Origin of the sequence: Mesoplasma corruscae (assembly GCF_002930145.1) — a bacterium.
Classification (GTDB): domain Bacteria; phylum Bacillota_I; class Bacilli_A; order Mycoplasmatales; family Mycoplasmataceae; genus Entomoplasma; species Entomoplasma ellychniae.
In genome coordinates this window covers 127580-141771 of sequence record NZ_PHNF01000001.1, presented here as the reverse complement: position 1 = coordinate 141771, position 14192 = coordinate 127580, and the positions used below count along the sequence as shown (strand labels likewise).

General features: G+C 26.4%; 17 protein-coding genes, 1 other RNA gene and 1 pseudogene. 16 read left to right on the top strand and 3 right to left on the bottom strand.

Annotated elements, in window-relative coordinates; translation table 4 throughout:
• Positions 1-12: 12 nt before the first annotated feature.
• Positions 13-1050 (bottom strand): formate/nitrite transporter family protein, encoded by a 1038-nt coding sequence (locus tag MCORR_RS00610; protein WP_104207705.1) that lies wholly within the window; start codon positions 1048-1050, stop codon positions 13-15.
• Positions 1051-1216: 166 nt separating this feature from the next.
• On the opposite strand from MCORR_RS00610, the gene MCORR_RS00605 reads away from it, so the two are divergent.
• The 4 genes and pseudogenes from MCORR_RS00605 to rplT form a co-directional block, all read left to right on the top strand.
• Positions 1217-1690, top strand: coding sequence for a PTS sugar transporter subunit IIA (locus MCORR_RS00605; protein WP_104207704.1), 474 nt, complete (start codon positions 1217-1219; stop codon positions 1688-1690).
• 222 nt (positions 1691-1912) lie between these two features.
• Positions 1913-2455, top strand: coding sequence for a translation initiation factor IF-3 (gene infC, locus MCORR_RS00600; RefSeq protein WP_104207703.1), 543 nt, complete (start codon positions 1913-1915; stop codon positions 2453-2455).
• Between the two features lie 31 nt (positions 2456-2486).
• Positions 2487-2681: a 50S ribosomal protein L35 gene (gene rpmI / locus MCORR_RS00595; RefSeq protein WP_104206062.1), complete on the top strand. Its 195-nt coding sequence runs from the start codon at positions 2487-2489 to the stop codon at positions 2679-2681.
• A 20-nt stretch (positions 2682-2701) separates the two neighbouring features.
• Positions 2702-3058, top strand: a pseudogene (gene rplT / locus MCORR_RS00590) (50S ribosomal protein L20); the annotation flags it as partial.
• A 645-nt stretch (positions 3059-3703) separates the two neighbouring features.
• On the opposite strand, the gene trpS reads toward rplT, so the two are convergent.
• Positions 3704-4705 (bottom strand): tryptophan--tRNA ligase, encoded by a 1002-nt coding sequence (trpS, locus tag MCORR_RS00580; RefSeq protein ID WP_104207702.1) that lies wholly within the window; start codon positions 4703-4705, stop codon positions 3704-3706.
• 88 nt (positions 4706-4793) lie between these two features.
• Between trpS and MCORR_RS00575 the strand changes: the two genes are divergently transcribed.
• The 9 genes from MCORR_RS00575 to MCORR_RS00535 all read left to right on the top strand — a co-directional run bounded on the left by MCORR_RS00575 (position 4794) and on the right by MCORR_RS00535 (position 12364).
• Positions 4794-5576 carry a diacylglycerol kinase catalytic domain-containing protein gene (locus MCORR_RS00575; protein ID WP_104206064.1) on the top strand — a complete coding sequence of 261 codons (783 nt, stop codon included), beginning with the start codon at positions 4794-4796 and terminating at the stop codon, positions 5574-5576.
• A gap of 3 nt (positions 5577-5579) precedes the next feature.
• Positions 5580-6137, top strand: coding sequence for a 16S rRNA (guanine(966)-N(2))-methyltransferase RsmD (gene rsmD, locus MCORR_RS00570; protein ID WP_104206065.1), 558 nt, complete (start codon positions 5580-5582; stop codon positions 6135-6137).
• 1 nt (position 6138) lies between these two features.
• Positions 6139-7038 carry a guanylate kinase gene (gmk, locus tag MCORR_RS00565; protein ID WP_104206066.1) on the top strand — a complete coding sequence of 300 codons (900 nt, stop codon included), beginning with the start codon at positions 6139-6141 and terminating at the stop codon, positions 7036-7038.
• On the top strand, positions 7028-8296 hold the full coding sequence (gene rsmB / locus MCORR_RS00560; protein ID WP_245851759.1) for a 16S rRNA (cytosine(967)-C(5))-methyltransferase RsmB: 1269 nt from the start codon (positions 7028-7030) through the stop codon (positions 8294-8296). The genes gmk and rsmB overlap by 11 nt, the downstream gene beginning before the upstream one ends.
• A gap of 74 nt (positions 8297-8370) precedes the next feature.
• Positions 8371-9075: a hypothetical protein gene (locus MCORR_RS00555; protein ID WP_104207700.1), complete on the top strand. Its 705-nt coding sequence runs from the start codon at positions 8371-8373 to the stop codon at positions 9073-9075.
• 15 nt (positions 9076-9090) lie between these two features.
• On the top strand, positions 9091-9750 hold the full coding sequence (gene cmk, locus MCORR_RS00550; protein WP_104207699.1) for a (d)CMP kinase: 660 nt from the start codon (positions 9091-9093) through the stop codon (positions 9748-9750).
• 2 nt (positions 9751-9752) lie between these two features.
• Positions 9753-11060: a ribosome biogenesis GTPase Der gene (gene der / locus MCORR_RS00545; protein ID WP_104207698.1), complete on the top strand. Its 1308-nt coding sequence runs from the start codon at positions 9753-9755 to the stop codon at positions 11058-11060.
• A gap of 2 nt (positions 11061-11062) precedes the next feature.
• Positions 11063-12067: an NAD(P)H-dependent glycerol-3-phosphate dehydrogenase gene (locus MCORR_RS00540; RefSeq protein WP_104206071.1), complete on the top strand. Its 1005-nt coding sequence runs from the start codon at positions 11063-11065 to the stop codon at positions 12065-12067.
• A 24-nt stretch (positions 12068-12091) separates the two neighbouring features.
• On the top strand, positions 12092-12364 hold the full coding sequence (locus MCORR_RS00535; RefSeq protein WP_104207697.1) for an HU family DNA-binding protein: 273 nt from the start codon (positions 12092-12094) through the stop codon (positions 12362-12364).
• A 22-nt stretch (positions 12365-12386) separates the two neighbouring features.
• On the opposite strand, the gene MCORR_RS00530 is transcribed toward MCORR_RS00535, so the two are convergent.
• Positions 12387-12890: a Holliday junction resolvase RecU gene (locus MCORR_RS00530; RefSeq protein ID WP_104207696.1), complete on the bottom strand. Its 504-nt coding sequence runs from the start codon at positions 12888-12890 to the stop codon at positions 12387-12389.
• 72 nt (positions 12891-12962) lie between these two features.
• Between MCORR_RS00530 and MCORR_RS00525 the strand changes: the two genes are divergently transcribed.
• The 3 genes from MCORR_RS00525 (at position 12963) to MCORR_RS00515 (ending at position 14182) form a co-directional block, all read left to right on the top strand.
• Entirely contained in the window at positions 12963-13298 is a 336-nt protein-coding gene (locus MCORR_RS00525; RefSeq protein ID WP_104206074.1) for a DivIVA domain-containing protein, read from the top strand.
• 46 nt (positions 13299-13344) lie between these two features.
• An RNA gene (rnpB, locus tag MCORR_RS00520) (RNase P RNA component class B) lies at positions 13345-13689 on the top strand.
• 37 nt (positions 13690-13726) lie between these two features.
• Positions 13727-14182 (top strand): CinA family protein, encoded by a 456-nt coding sequence (locus tag MCORR_RS00515; RefSeq protein ID WP_104207695.1) that lies wholly within the window; start codon positions 13727-13729, stop codon positions 14180-14182.
• Positions 14183-14192: the final 10 nt, after the last annotated feature.

Here is a 14192-nt window from a genome sequence, read left to right as displayed (position 1 = left end):
TGGTATTTTTATTTATTTTGATTTTAATCTTAAAACTTCTTCTCTTAAAAATCTTAATTTTGCTTCTTTAACTAAAAGTGCGTCAAATTCTTTATTAAATATTCCCATGAAATAACCAATTATTAAAGCTCCAACTCAGTTACCCAATATTGAAGGAAGAATGTTTATTAATAAAAAAATCCAAACTAAATTATTATCAATCTGTTGGTAAGCAAGAATAGCATTAGTTATAATCATTCAAGCAATAAACCAGTTAGCTACACAGTGTTGATATCCACCAATAGCAAAATAAAATAAAATAAATAAATACATAATCATTGACGCTACAGCATTTCCTTTTGTAGATTTAGACCCTTGAGTTGCTAAACAAACTAAGAAGTTACACAAAATAGCACTCATGAATGTTCATAAAACTGCTTGTAGAATAATTTTGCTTGTTAAAGCACTTAAACCAAAACCTGCAATCATTACATGCCCAACATTATAGAGTTTTTTTTCTATAAAATTATGCACAAAGTATTCTCATATTGAGTTACCCTCACCAGTCATTGTTCCTGATAATTGAAATATAATAACAACAATAAACATTCCTATTATATTTCCCAAATAAACAAGACCACAAGCTTTCATAAAGACTGTTCAGCGTTCTACACCTTTAAACATTGTCCTGTTATATCACATGTGTGCTGTAACAAATCCTCCTCCAAGAAAACTTATTAATACAATAACTATTGCAAAAACTGCACTAAATACTATTTTACTCAATGAAGCTCACGCATCACCACCTAAAGAATATGATGCTAATATAGCCCCAACATAAGCCAAAGATATTCAAAACCCAGCTAAAATTCCTGCTGAAAACTGTTTTACATTTTGTAATCTCAAACCATCAGATATTGTTCTAAAAGTGTGAACATAACCATAATTGTGATATGAAATATCTTGATTATATAACGAAGAAAAATCTTCTTCTTCTAATCGCTTTATCTCTTCTTCATATTTTTGTATTTTTACACTATTGTCTTTTTTGTTAAAAAATTTTAAAATCATTTTTTCTCCTAATTTAAATACGTCTATGTTTTTTTCAACTAATAATTATTTTATCTAAAATATTATTTTTTATTCCACTTTTAAGAAATATTTATCATTAAAATTAAAAAGTATTTATAATTAATTACATAAAAGCAAATAAAAATTAAATTCTAAAGGAGAAAAAATGAAATTGTTTGGCAAAAAAAATAAAGAAATAAATATTTATGCTCCAGTTAATGGTGAAGTTGTTGGTCTTGATAAAGTTGATGATGAAGTATTTAGTCAAAAAATGATGGGTGATGGTTTTGCTATTATTCCTTTTGATGGAGAATTTGTTTCTCCTATTGATGGAAAATTAGTGAGTGTATTTCAAACAAAGCATGCATATGGTATTCAACACTCAACAGGTGTAGAGTTATTAATTCACATTGGTTTAGATACAGTTACTCTTGACGGAGAAGGTTTTGAGTTACATGTTACTCAAGATCAAAAAATTAAAACTGGAGAAAAATTAGTTAATGTCGATTTAGCTTTTGTAAAACCAAAAGTGCCTTCAATCACCACTCCAATTATTTTTACAAACCAAGAAGGTAAAGAAATTAAAATAATTAAAACTGGAAAAGTTGCTAAAGGTGAATTAATCGCTCAATTAGTTTAACTACTAAAAACCAAATTTGGTTTTTTTTATTTTGATTTCAAAATAATTCACAGTAATAAAAAAATTGATATAATTAAATAGTTAAAAGAAAAAGAAGCACAAGCTCACCACCAATTTTTTGAAGTGGTAATAATAAACTTATTTTTAAAAATATTATTTTATTATGTGTGCTATCTAATTTTTGACGGCACACATTTTATTTATCTAAAAAGGAGATCATTAATGGATCAAAGAAGAAACAATACAAAACCAGTTAAAGTTCAAGAACCTATAAATAACTTTATCAGAGCTAGAGAAGTACTAATCATTGGCGACAATGGAGAAAAGTTAGGACCTATTTCAAAACTAGATGGAATTCGTTTAGCAGAAGAAAGAGGTTTAGATTTATTTCAAGTAGGTCAACAAGCTGATGGAATTGCGATTTGTAAAATTGTTGATTATGGTAAATTTAAATACCAACAACAAAAAAAGCAAAAAGAAGTTAAAAAGAATCAAGTTAAAGTAGAAAACAGAGAAGTTAGGCTTACTGTTAATATTGGTCAACATGATTTATTGGTAAAAGCTAAGAAAGCTCGTGAATTTTTAGAAGCTGGAGATAGAGTTAAAGTTTCTCTAAAATTTAGAGGTCGTGAAATTGCTTATATGGATCAAGGTATGGAGACAATAAATAAATTTTACTCAGAAATTGAAGATGCTGCTAAAATTGAAAAAGAAGCAAAATTAACTTCAAGATTTTTAGATATGTATTTAGTGCCAAAAAAATAATTAGAAAGAGTTTTGAAAGGAAATATATATTATGCCAAAAATGAAAAGTAAAAAATCATTAGCAAAAAGAGTTACTGTTAAGAAAAATGGTACTTTAAAAAGAGGTAAGGCTTATAGATCTCATCGTGCTACTGGAAAAACAACAAAACAAAAACGTCACTTAGAGAAATCAACAATAGTGCACACAACAGACATGAAAAGAATTAAAGGATTACTTCAAAAGTAAGAAAGGGATAGGGATACAAAATGGCAAGAGTAAAATTTGGTAAAGTTACCAGAGCAAGAAGAAAGCGTTGAATTAAACGTGCTAAAGGTTATTATGGAACTAAAAAATCTTCATATAAGAAAGCTCATGAACAAGTAGTACGTTCTATGGCTTATGCTTTTGTTGGTAGAAAACAAAACAAACGTAATTTTAGAAAACTATGAATTGTTCGTATTAATGCAGCTGTTAGACCTTATGGTTTATCATACTCAAAATTTATGAATGGTTTAAAATTAGCAAATATTGATGTTAACCGTAAAATGTTATCAGAATTAGCTATTAATGATGCAAAAGTTTTTCAAGGATTAGTTGAAGCTGCAGATAAAGCATTAAATTCAGGAAAAACAACCATTAATAAAGTTGAAATTAAAGAAAAAGTTAGAGCAGAACCTAAAAAAGCAGAAGCTAAATCTGCACCTAAAAACCCAATTGTAAAACCAGTTGAGAAAAAAGAAGAAAACTCAGCATCTAAACCTGAAGTTTCCCATGAAGAAGCTAATGAATTCTTATCAAAAATGGAAGCTAAATACAAAGAACATTTAGCTGAAGAAGTTGAAGTTGAACCTAAAAACGCAGAAGCTAAATCTGCACCTAAAAACCCAATTGTAAAACCAGTTGAGAAAAAAACAGAACCTAAAAAAACAGAAGTTAAATCTGCACCTAAACCTCCAACTGTAAAACCAGTTGAGAAAAAAGTCTCAGCTGATGAGCGTGCTAAAATAGATGGATCTGAAGTAATTGAAGAAGAAAGACATGAATTGCAAAAATACTCAAATAAATTGAGAGAAGTAGCAATTGAAAAGGAACTAACTGCAAAATTACAAGATGTTAATTTACGTGATATGACTAAAAAAGAACTTATTGAATATATGAGAAAAGTTCGTACAGCAATTCAAAATAAAAAATAAAAAATATTATAAAAAACACAGTTCAATCAATAACTGTGTTTTTTATAATTATTAATTAGATGTGTCTTCAACTTTTTATTTTTTAAATATATTTATCCCCATTTTATTTTGAACTTTTTGTAATTTTTTATATGCTACTTTTTGAGCTTTAAAAGCACCTTGTTTCATTAGTTCTTCTAACAATTGATTATTGCTTTGCAATTCTTCATATTTTTGTCTTATAGGGTTTAAAGTATTGACTAAAACTTCACTAACATCATCTTTAAGATCTTTGTAAGTTTTATTTTTTCAATGTTGTTCACATTCTTTAATTGTTTTGTTTGTAAGAATAGAATAAATATCAATTAAATTAGAAACACCAGGTTTATTAACTGTATCATATTTAATCAAGTTTTCACTGTCAGTAACAGCTGCTTTAATTTTGTTTCTAATATCTTTTTCACTATCTAAAATAAAAATAATTGCTTTAGGATTACCACTTGATTTGCTCATTTTTTTAGTAGGATCTTGAAGATCCATTATTTTTACATTTCTTTTAGTCAACATAACTTCAGGAACAATATGTGTTTCACCATATTTATTATTCATTCTTTCAGCGATGTCTCTAGTTAACTCTAAATGTTGTTTTTGATCAACTCCAACAGGAACATAACTTGGATCGTATAATAAAATATCAGCAGCCATTAAACAAGGATATGTAAACAGCCCTGCTGGGATAGAAATATTATCTTGACTTCTTAAAGATTTATCTTTGAATTGTGTCATTCTACTTAACTCACCCATTGTTGCTTGAGTTGTTAATAATCATCCTAATTGTGTGTGCTCAATAACATCAGATTGAACAAAGATTGTAGACTTTTCTGGATCAATTCCACAAGCTAAGTAAATTGCAAATGCCTCTTTTGTTTTTTCTTTTAATTTTTTACTATCTTGAGGCACTGTGATGGCATGTAAATTAGCAACAAAAATAAATAAATCATATTCATTCTGATAATTAGCTAAATCACGAATAACACCAAGATAATTGCCAAGTGTTGGACTTCCACTAGAAGTAACACCAGTTACCATTCTTTTCATATAACGATCTCCTTAATTTTTAAATATATTATATATGATTTTTAAGTATATTTTAGGTAAGATATTTATAAAACATAAAGGTGGATACATGAGATATACAATTGTTAAAAATGAATACAAAGATTCATTAAAAAAAGCAGAAAAGATAATAAAAGTTCTTAAAGACTACAACTGAATTGAAGATAAACTTAATCCAGAAGTTATTTTTGTTATTGGTGGTGATGGAACCTTTTTAACAGCTGCTGAGCAGTATAATCATATTTTAGACAATGTTTTATTTATACCAGTTAAATCTGGTGGGATAGGTTTTTATACTAATCACAACAGAATTGAAGATATCAAAAAAAGAATTGATGGCTTAAAAAGAACAAAACCATTACTAATACCGTTATTAGAAGCAAATCATTATAAAGCAATAAATGAAATTAAAATATTAAATAGCAAAAGACCATTAAGAGCTTCTGTTTTGATTAATGATGAATTATTAGAAGAGTTTAAAGGGACAGGATTAGCATTTACAACCCCAAGTGGAAGCACTGGTTTTTCAAAATCTCAAGGTGGAGCTGTTATTATTGATGAAACTAATATCTTCCAAATGCTAGAAATGGCACCAGTTTCTAATAATATTTTTAGAACTATACACGCACCAATTATTCTTTCAAAGAATCATCATATTAAAGTTATTCTTGATGGGATAAAGGATGTTGAGATTATTGTTGATGGAGTTAGTAATAAAGTTCCTGAAAACGGAATAGTTAATGTTTGTTTAAGTAGTAAACATGTTAAGTTAGTTTCCGCACAAAATGAACACACAACTAAAATTCAAATATTAAAAGATATGTTTACTTTAAATAAGAAATTTGAGGATTAAAATATGCACGTTATATCTGGAAAATATAAAGGTATGAAATTGCAATCTTTGAATGGGATGAATACAAGACCCACTTTAACAAGAATTAAAGAAGATGCATTTAATATATTGAGTAACTATTTTTTATTTGAAAATAAAAAAAGCTTAGATATTTTTGGAGGATCTGGTGCTTTAACTATTGAAGGTTTAAGCAGAGGAATTCAAGAGGCTTGAATAAATGACATTTCAAAAGAAGCTATTGAAGTAATAAAAATAAATTTAAATAAGACCAATAATGAAAAATATAATATCACTAATTATGATTACATTTTTTTATTACAAATCTTGCAATCTAATAAGCAAAGTTTTGATTTGGTTTATTTAGACCCGCCTTTTGCAAAAGTTGAATCTTATAATCAAGTAATTGATTCTCTTTTAAAAAACAAAATTTTAAATAAATGAGGAGTTATCATTTTAGAATCAGAAGTTGTTTTAGAAATAGAATTACTAAAAGAGTTTGTTTTAATTAAACATAAAGGTTATAATAAAAAAAATCTATACATATTAAGACTGGAGAAATAAAATGTCAAACAAAAAAGGTAGAATAGTTATAATATCTGGACCAAGTGGAGTTGGAAAAGGAAGCGTTAATGAAAAACTACTTCAAGATAAAAAATTAAATTTGGAATACTCAATATCAATGACAACTAGAAAACCTAGAAATGGTGAAGTTGATGGAGTAAATTATTACTTTGTTTCAAAAGAAGAATTTGCATCAGCAATTGTAAATAATGAATTAATAGAGCATGCTTCATTTGTTGGTAATTCATATGGAACTCCTAGAAAATATGTAGAAGAAAAGCTTAAAAACTCAAAAAATGTAATATTAGAAATTGAAGTTGATGGTGCAACACAAGTTCTTCGAAATGAAGCAAACGTTCTTTCAATTTTCTTAATGCCCCCAAACATAACAGAATTAGCTACAAGAATTAAAGGTAGAAATTCGGAAACTGATGAAGTTATTAAGCAGAGACTTGATAAGGCTCTTTTAGAAATACCTTTAAAACATAGTTATGATTATGTTGTTGAAAATGATTCAGTTGAAAATGCTGTTGCCAAAATAACAGATATTTTAATAAGAGAACAATGTATTGTTAGTGGTGAGGCTTCTAAATACGAAAAACTTGTTGAAATAGTAAATGAAATAGTAGAAGAAAAGTATTTATTCTTTGTTGACCACTGGAAAGAAAATGTTCAAACTGCAGCAAATAAAAAAGAAGATATAAAACAAGCTGATTCTTTTGATGCAAAAAGTAAATTAGTTGAAATACTTTCAAACAAAGTTTACAAAAAAGTTTTAGCCCATGGTGATTTTAATAAAATTAATTCAAAAGAGTTTATTGATTTTAAAATTCAAAAATTAATGTTTAAAGTAAATTTTTTTAGCATAAATCAAAGAAATGATGCAAATGATGAAGACTAATAATTCAAGAGAAATAGCTTTTGAATGTTTGCAAAAAGTTTTTAAACATAAAGCTTTTTCAAATATTTTATTAAATGAAATTTCAAAAAAAGATATCCCCCAAAAATTTAAGAATCTTGTTTTTGCTATTGTTCATGGAACAATAACTAATAAGATATTGTTGGAAAAAACTGTTAGTAAATTAATTGATAATAAAAAAACTAATTTAGATATACAAATTCTTTTATGAATGAGTGCTTATCAAATAAGGTTTTTAAAAACTATTCCTTTATATGCTGTTGTTAATGAAGCTGTAAGTATTGCTAAAAAAATTAATCCAAGACTTTCTGGTTTAGTAAATGCAACTTTAAAAAAAGTTATTAATAATGAACAAGAGCTATTTTCATTTAATGAATTATCTGAAGAACAAAGAGTAATTATTGAAAATTCTTTACCAGAATCATTTTATAATTTATTTAAAGAACAATACGGATCAAAAATTGCAATGAAATTAGCAAACGATTCTACTAAAAAACCATTGATATACTTTAGAGTCAATACTTTAAAAATTTCTTTTGAAGACTTTTTTCAAACTTATAAAGAAGAATTACTTTTAATTAAAACTTCTACAAAAGATTGCTTAATAACTAGAGTTCCTATAGTACAAAGTAAAATGTATCTTGATGGCTTGATTACTGTTCAAGACGCAGCATCTATTAACGTTGTTAATATATTAGATCCAAAACTAAATGATCATGTATTAGACATGTGTGCAGCACCTGGTGGTAAGTTAACTCATATATCAAGTAAATTAAAAAATACTGGTAAAGTAATTGCTTGTGAAATTAATGAAAGTAAAATTAAATTAATTCAACAAAATATTGATAGATTAGCTTGCAGGAATATAGAACTATTCTGCAAAGATGCGATATCTATGAAATTTGAAGAAAAGTTTGATTGCATATTGCTCGATGCTCCTTGTTCTGGATTTGGTGTTTTTAAAAGAAAACCTGAAATTAAATTAAAGGGGTATACAAAAAATAAAATTAATGAAATTATTCAACTTCAATCAAACCTGTTAGATAATGCGTATAAAAATTTAAAAGTAAGGGGAGAAATGGTATATTCCACTTGTACTATCAACAAATTAGAAAATCAAAATCAAATTGAAAAATTTTTAAGTAGATATTCTAATATGAAAAAAATATATGAAGAACAACTTTTTGGTTATGAAAATAATACTGATGGTTTTTATGTTTGCAAAATGATTAAAGAATAAAACTAAGTTTTATTTTTTTATGTGTTTAAAACAAAGATATTTGTTATAAAATATAAATAATAAAAAGAGGTAGCATGGCAAAATTACAATCTAGAAATGAAATTTTCAAGAGTGAAATTGAGAAAAAAAATAAGTTTATAAGTGAAAACAGTGGTATTTTTAATTTTGATACTTATGTAAACTCTTCCTTAGATGAACTTATTAAAATTGATAAAGAGTATTATACAAGTTTAAAAACTAAACTAAGTACTGAGTATGAGAATATAAAGTTTTATTTAGATCATGATATTATGTCTGATTTTAATAATTATGAGTTGATTGAATCAATTGATGAAGTTTTAAGTGACTTAAAAGATTTAGAAACAAGAGATATCAGTTTATTTGATGGCGAACAATTGGGTGCTCACTTTAATGAAAGAAGCTTTTATTCATCTGAATTAAAAGATATGTTTTATAAGTTAACAGAAATTAATAACAAATACATAACAGATTATAAAAACAGTAAAGTTTTGCAAACTAATTATGCAGGAATTAATAATAAAACATTGGCAAAGAATTTATTATTACCAGAACAAGAAAAAGCTATTTCAGATAAAATTTTAGCAATTAAAAATAAATCTGAGATTATTCAAAAAATACAATCAGAACAAAACGGTGCAATGCATGAGCTTGAAAGAAATAAAAAGAAATTTAAATACAAAATTAAAAAATTTTTTATAGCATTCGCTTTATTTGCATTTATTGGAATAGTAGGAATTTTAATTAGTATATTAGCATAATAAAGGAGACTTCAAATGAGCAAAAAAATAGTGATAGCAGTTGATGGAACTGCTGGTAGTGGCAAAACTATTACTTTTAAAAAAGTTTCAGAAATTTTAAATTACGAATTTATAGATACTGGTTTGATGTATCGAGCATTTACACTCCTTTGCATAAACAACAAAATAAACTTTGAATCAAAAAAAGAAATAATTAATCAAATCAAATTTTTTAACTACAGTATAAAAAATAATCAAGTACTTTTAAATGGCATTGATGTCGAGCTAAGAATTCAACAAAATGACATTGTTAAATTTATAAATTTTGTTACTCCAATTAAAGAAGTAAGAGAATTCATGGTCAATGAACAACGCAATATGGTTAAAGGCGGAGGCTTCATTGAAATTGGAAGAGATATCACTAGTGTTGTTTTACCTAATGCTGATTTAAAAATATATTTAGATTCATCAATTGAGGCGAGAGCTAAAAGAAGATATGAACAAAATAAAGCTAATGGCATTTTAGATCAGAATATTAGAGAAATAGAACTTGCGATTGAAAAAAGAGATATTCAAGATAAACAAAATGTTTTGCAAATCACACCTGATGCATGATATATTGATAATTCTCATTTAACTATTGATCAAGTTGTTGATATGGTAGTTAAAAAAATAAAAGAATTGGAAGTACTTTAATTATGAAAAAAGGAATAGTAGCAATAGTTGGTAGGCCAAATGTTGGAAAATCATCATTGTTTAATAGAATTATTAAACAAAAAAAATCAATAGTTGAAAATACACCAGGTGTTACAAGAGATAGAATATATGGAACTACTGAATGGCTAACTAGAGAATTTATAGTGATTGATACTGGTGGTATTACATTAGAAGATCAACCATTCGCAAAAGAAATTAAAATACAGGCAGAAATTGCAATTGAAGAAGCTGATGTAATAGTTTTTGTATTAAACCATAAAGAGCAACTAACTGAAGAAGATAAAATGATTGCTCGAATTTTATACAAGACAAAAAAACCAGTAATACTTGCGGTTAATAAGTATGACAAAAAAACTAATGATTATGTTCAATACGAATATATGAGTTTAGGGCTTAATGAACCAATAATGATGAGTGCTACACATGGAATTGGTATTGGAGACTTGCTAGATTCTGTTATTAAGTTATTACCTTCTGCAAATGATTTAAATCCTGATATGAACTCTAGAATTGCTATTATAGGAAGACCAAACGTTGGTAAGTCATCATTAGTAAATTCATTACTAAATGAAACAAGAATGATTGTTAGTGAAATTCCCGGAACAACTATTGATGCTGTGGATTCAGTTGTTAAAGTCAATAATATTGAATACACCATAGTTGACACTGCTGGTATTAGAAAAAAATCTAAAATATTTAGAAATATTGAAAAGTATAGTTATTTAAGATCATTAACAACAATAAACGGAAGTGATATAATTATTTTAATGCTAGATTCTTCTGAAACAATAACTGATTTAGATACTAATATTGGCGGGCTGGCTTTTGAAGAAAAAAAACCAATCATCATTGTTGCTAACAAATGAGATTTAGTTGAAGACAAAGAAAAGAAAATTTTAGAAAAAGAAGAAGAAATAAGATCATATTTTAAATATCTTGCTTATGCCAAAGTATTGTTTGTTTCAACTCGCGATAAAACAAGAATAAGTAAAATATTTTCTTCAATAGAAGATATAAAAGTTGGACTTACTAAGAAAATTAAAACATCTGTTTTTAATGAAGTTTTAAATAAGGCTCAACTAATAAACCCTGCTCCAAATTTTAATGGAGGAAGATTAAAAATTTATTATGGTTCACAAGTAGAAGCTTATTTACCAACATTTGTATTGTTTGTTAACAATCCAGATTATGCTCACTTTTCATATAAAAGATTTATAGAAAATCAAATAAGATTGCAGTTTGGTTTTGAAGGTGTACCTATAAATATTATTTTCAGAGAAAGGAAATAATTATGAATTCAAAAAATATAACTATTATTGGAACTGGGGCATATGGCACTGCTTTAGCTAACGTGCTTGCTGATAATGATCATCAAGTTGTAATGTATGGAATTGTAGAAAAGCAAGTTGATGATATAAATATATATCATAAAAATTCCACTTTTTTTCCAAACACAAATATCAATAAAAATATAAAAGCAACCACATCTATGATTGAAGCTTTAGAAAAAACTGAAATACTTATTTTGGGAGTTCCAACTTCAGCAATTAAGTATGTTGTAGAAGATATAAAAAAGTTTCACAAAAGACCAATGCACATAATTAATACAGCCAAAGGTTTAGATGAAGTAAATTTGGATATTCTTTCTAAATCTATTATTAGTAGTTTTGAAAATTCAAAAGTTATGAAATCATATTCCTCATTGTTTGGCCCATCTATTGCATCAGAGGTGGTAGATAGACAACCAACAGCTGTAATGATAGCTTCTGATAATATACAAACAGCTTCTTATTTGTGCGATGTATTTAGAAATGAATACTTTTATACTTATCCATCAGATGATGTTCCTGGTTGTGAAATATTTGCAGCTTTAAAAAATGCGATTGCTATTGGAGCTGGTATTTTAAAAGGGTTTGAAGCTGGTGATAATGCTCATGGGAGTCTTTTAACAATAGGTTTAAATGAAATGTTTTTGTTTGCAGAAAAGTTTGGTGGTAAAATTCAAACTGCTTTAAACTTTGCAGGAATGGGTGATCTTATCTTAACGGCATCATCAATCAAATCCAGAAATTTTAAATTAGGATTAAAAATTGTTGAAGTAAATGATGCAGAATTTGCATTAGAATCCTTCCCATTAACTGTTGAAGGTGTCCCAACTGTTAAAATTGCATATGAAATAGGAAAAAAATATGAAATAGATATGAATTTTTTTAAAATAATTTACAATATTTTATATAATAATACTAAGCCTATTTCACTTTTAAATAATGTATTTAAAAATGTGAAATTAGTTTAACATTAATAAACAAGGAGAGTTAAAATGACTAAAAAAGAATTAGTAACAGAAATATTGTCAAATGAAAATATTTCTAAAGTAGAATGTGAAGCTATTGTAGATTCATTATTTGAATTAATTGCACAAGAATTAGTGTCAGGTAAGGAAGTTTCAATCGCCGGCTTTGGTAAATTTACAATCAGTGAAAGAGCCGCAAGAGAAGGTATCAACCCTTTAACAAAAGAACCTATTAAAATAGCATCATCTAAGTCAGCAAAATTCAAACCAGCTAAACAACTTAAAGAAAAACTTAATTAACAAAAAAGTGGTGACCACTTTTTTATTTTTTTAAAATATTATTTATACCTTTAAGATAATCTAACTTTAAATCACTTGATAAGAAAATTTCATATGCGAATTTGGTAAATCATTCATAAGGAACTCTTTTTTTGTTGTTAAAAACTCATTGTTTTACACTGATGTAATCTGCTAAAAAATATGTTTCAAACTCAGAAAAGTAAATAATTAAAAAACTTAAACCTCCATAATTGTTAACTTTTTGCATTTTTTCATTTTGGTTATTTCTTATTAAATTGAAATCAAAATATTTTTTACTTGTTTCTTTTGCTTCAAACTCTATATATTCACCTTTGTAAACTCCTATATAATCACAATTGTAATTTTGATCAAAAACAAAAGTTCTTTTATCTGAAAATTCGTTGCTCAATATTTTAAAATTAGTTGGTATTTTATTAACCAAACAAATGTTTTCATCATTATACTTTTTATTTGTGATATTTAAAATCGTTTCTAAAAACATGCCTTTATTTTTTAATGGAATCATAATTCTCCTTTTATATAATATTATTAATATTTTTTTTAAAACAATGTAAAATAAAATAAAGGAAATTCAAATATGGCTAACAAAATAACACCACAAGAAATCACAAAAAAAATCTTTGGTACAGAATTATCAGGATACAAAATTGAATCGGTAAATAATTTTTTAGATAAGGTATCTATTGATTTAGAATATTATATTAATCAAATAAATGATTTGGAAAAATCTATTAATAAATTAAATGATTTAAACAAAAAATATGCTGACGATATTTCAATGTATCAAAAAGCAATTAACAAATTGCATGAAGAAAACAAACAAATTACAAAAGAAAAACTTAGTGATTTTAATGTTATTAAGTCTATTGAAGAAATTCGTGAAACACTTAGAGAAATAAAAGAAAAAATTTAATAATAACAATAAAAATTTATAAATTCTTTATAATTATTAATAGAGATTTTATGGTCAATCGCTGCATTTGAAAATAATGTAGAGGAAACTCCACGCTTACACAATCTGTGATGATTGTAGTGATTATGCTATACGAAAAAATAAGTATAGGCAATGTTATACATTGACGGCATAAATAACCTAAAATTTTTATAATCACGGTAATTTTATAAAGGTGCCACAGAGACGAGTAAAAGGGAAACCTTTAGATGGAACGCGGTAAACCCCATAAGTAAGAAACTTAAATTTTGGTAAAGGAACTCTAAAAACAGAAACGAATGTTTTAAGAGAAGATCTTTTTGATCTTAGATAGATGATTGACACCTTAGGGTACAAAACGTGGGTTATAGTAAAATCTCATATTTTTTAATAATTTGAGGTAAAAAGATATGGAAAAACTTGTACAATATTTAATTGATAAGAATTTAACCATCTCTACTTGTGAATCATTTACGGGTGGACTTTTTGCTAACTTAATTACTGATATACCAAACTCAAGCAAAACTTTTAAAGGTGCTTTTATTTGTTACTCAAATGATTTTAAAAAAGACATTATAAAAGTTAATGATCGAATTATTAAAAAATATGGAGTTGTTTCTAAACAATGTGCAATTGAATTAGCAAAAAATACTCAAAAAATTACAAAAACTGATGTTGTAATTAGTTTTACTGGAAATGCTGGTCCTGGCTCTTTAGAAGATAAAGAAGTAGGATTAGCTTATATATGCATGTGTACTTTTGAAAAAATAATTATTTTAAAGATAAGGCAATTAAATTTATCAAGAGTTGAATTTAAAAAAAATGCGGTAAAAGAAGTTTTAATGAATATTTATAGCATTATTTAATTATTTTCCT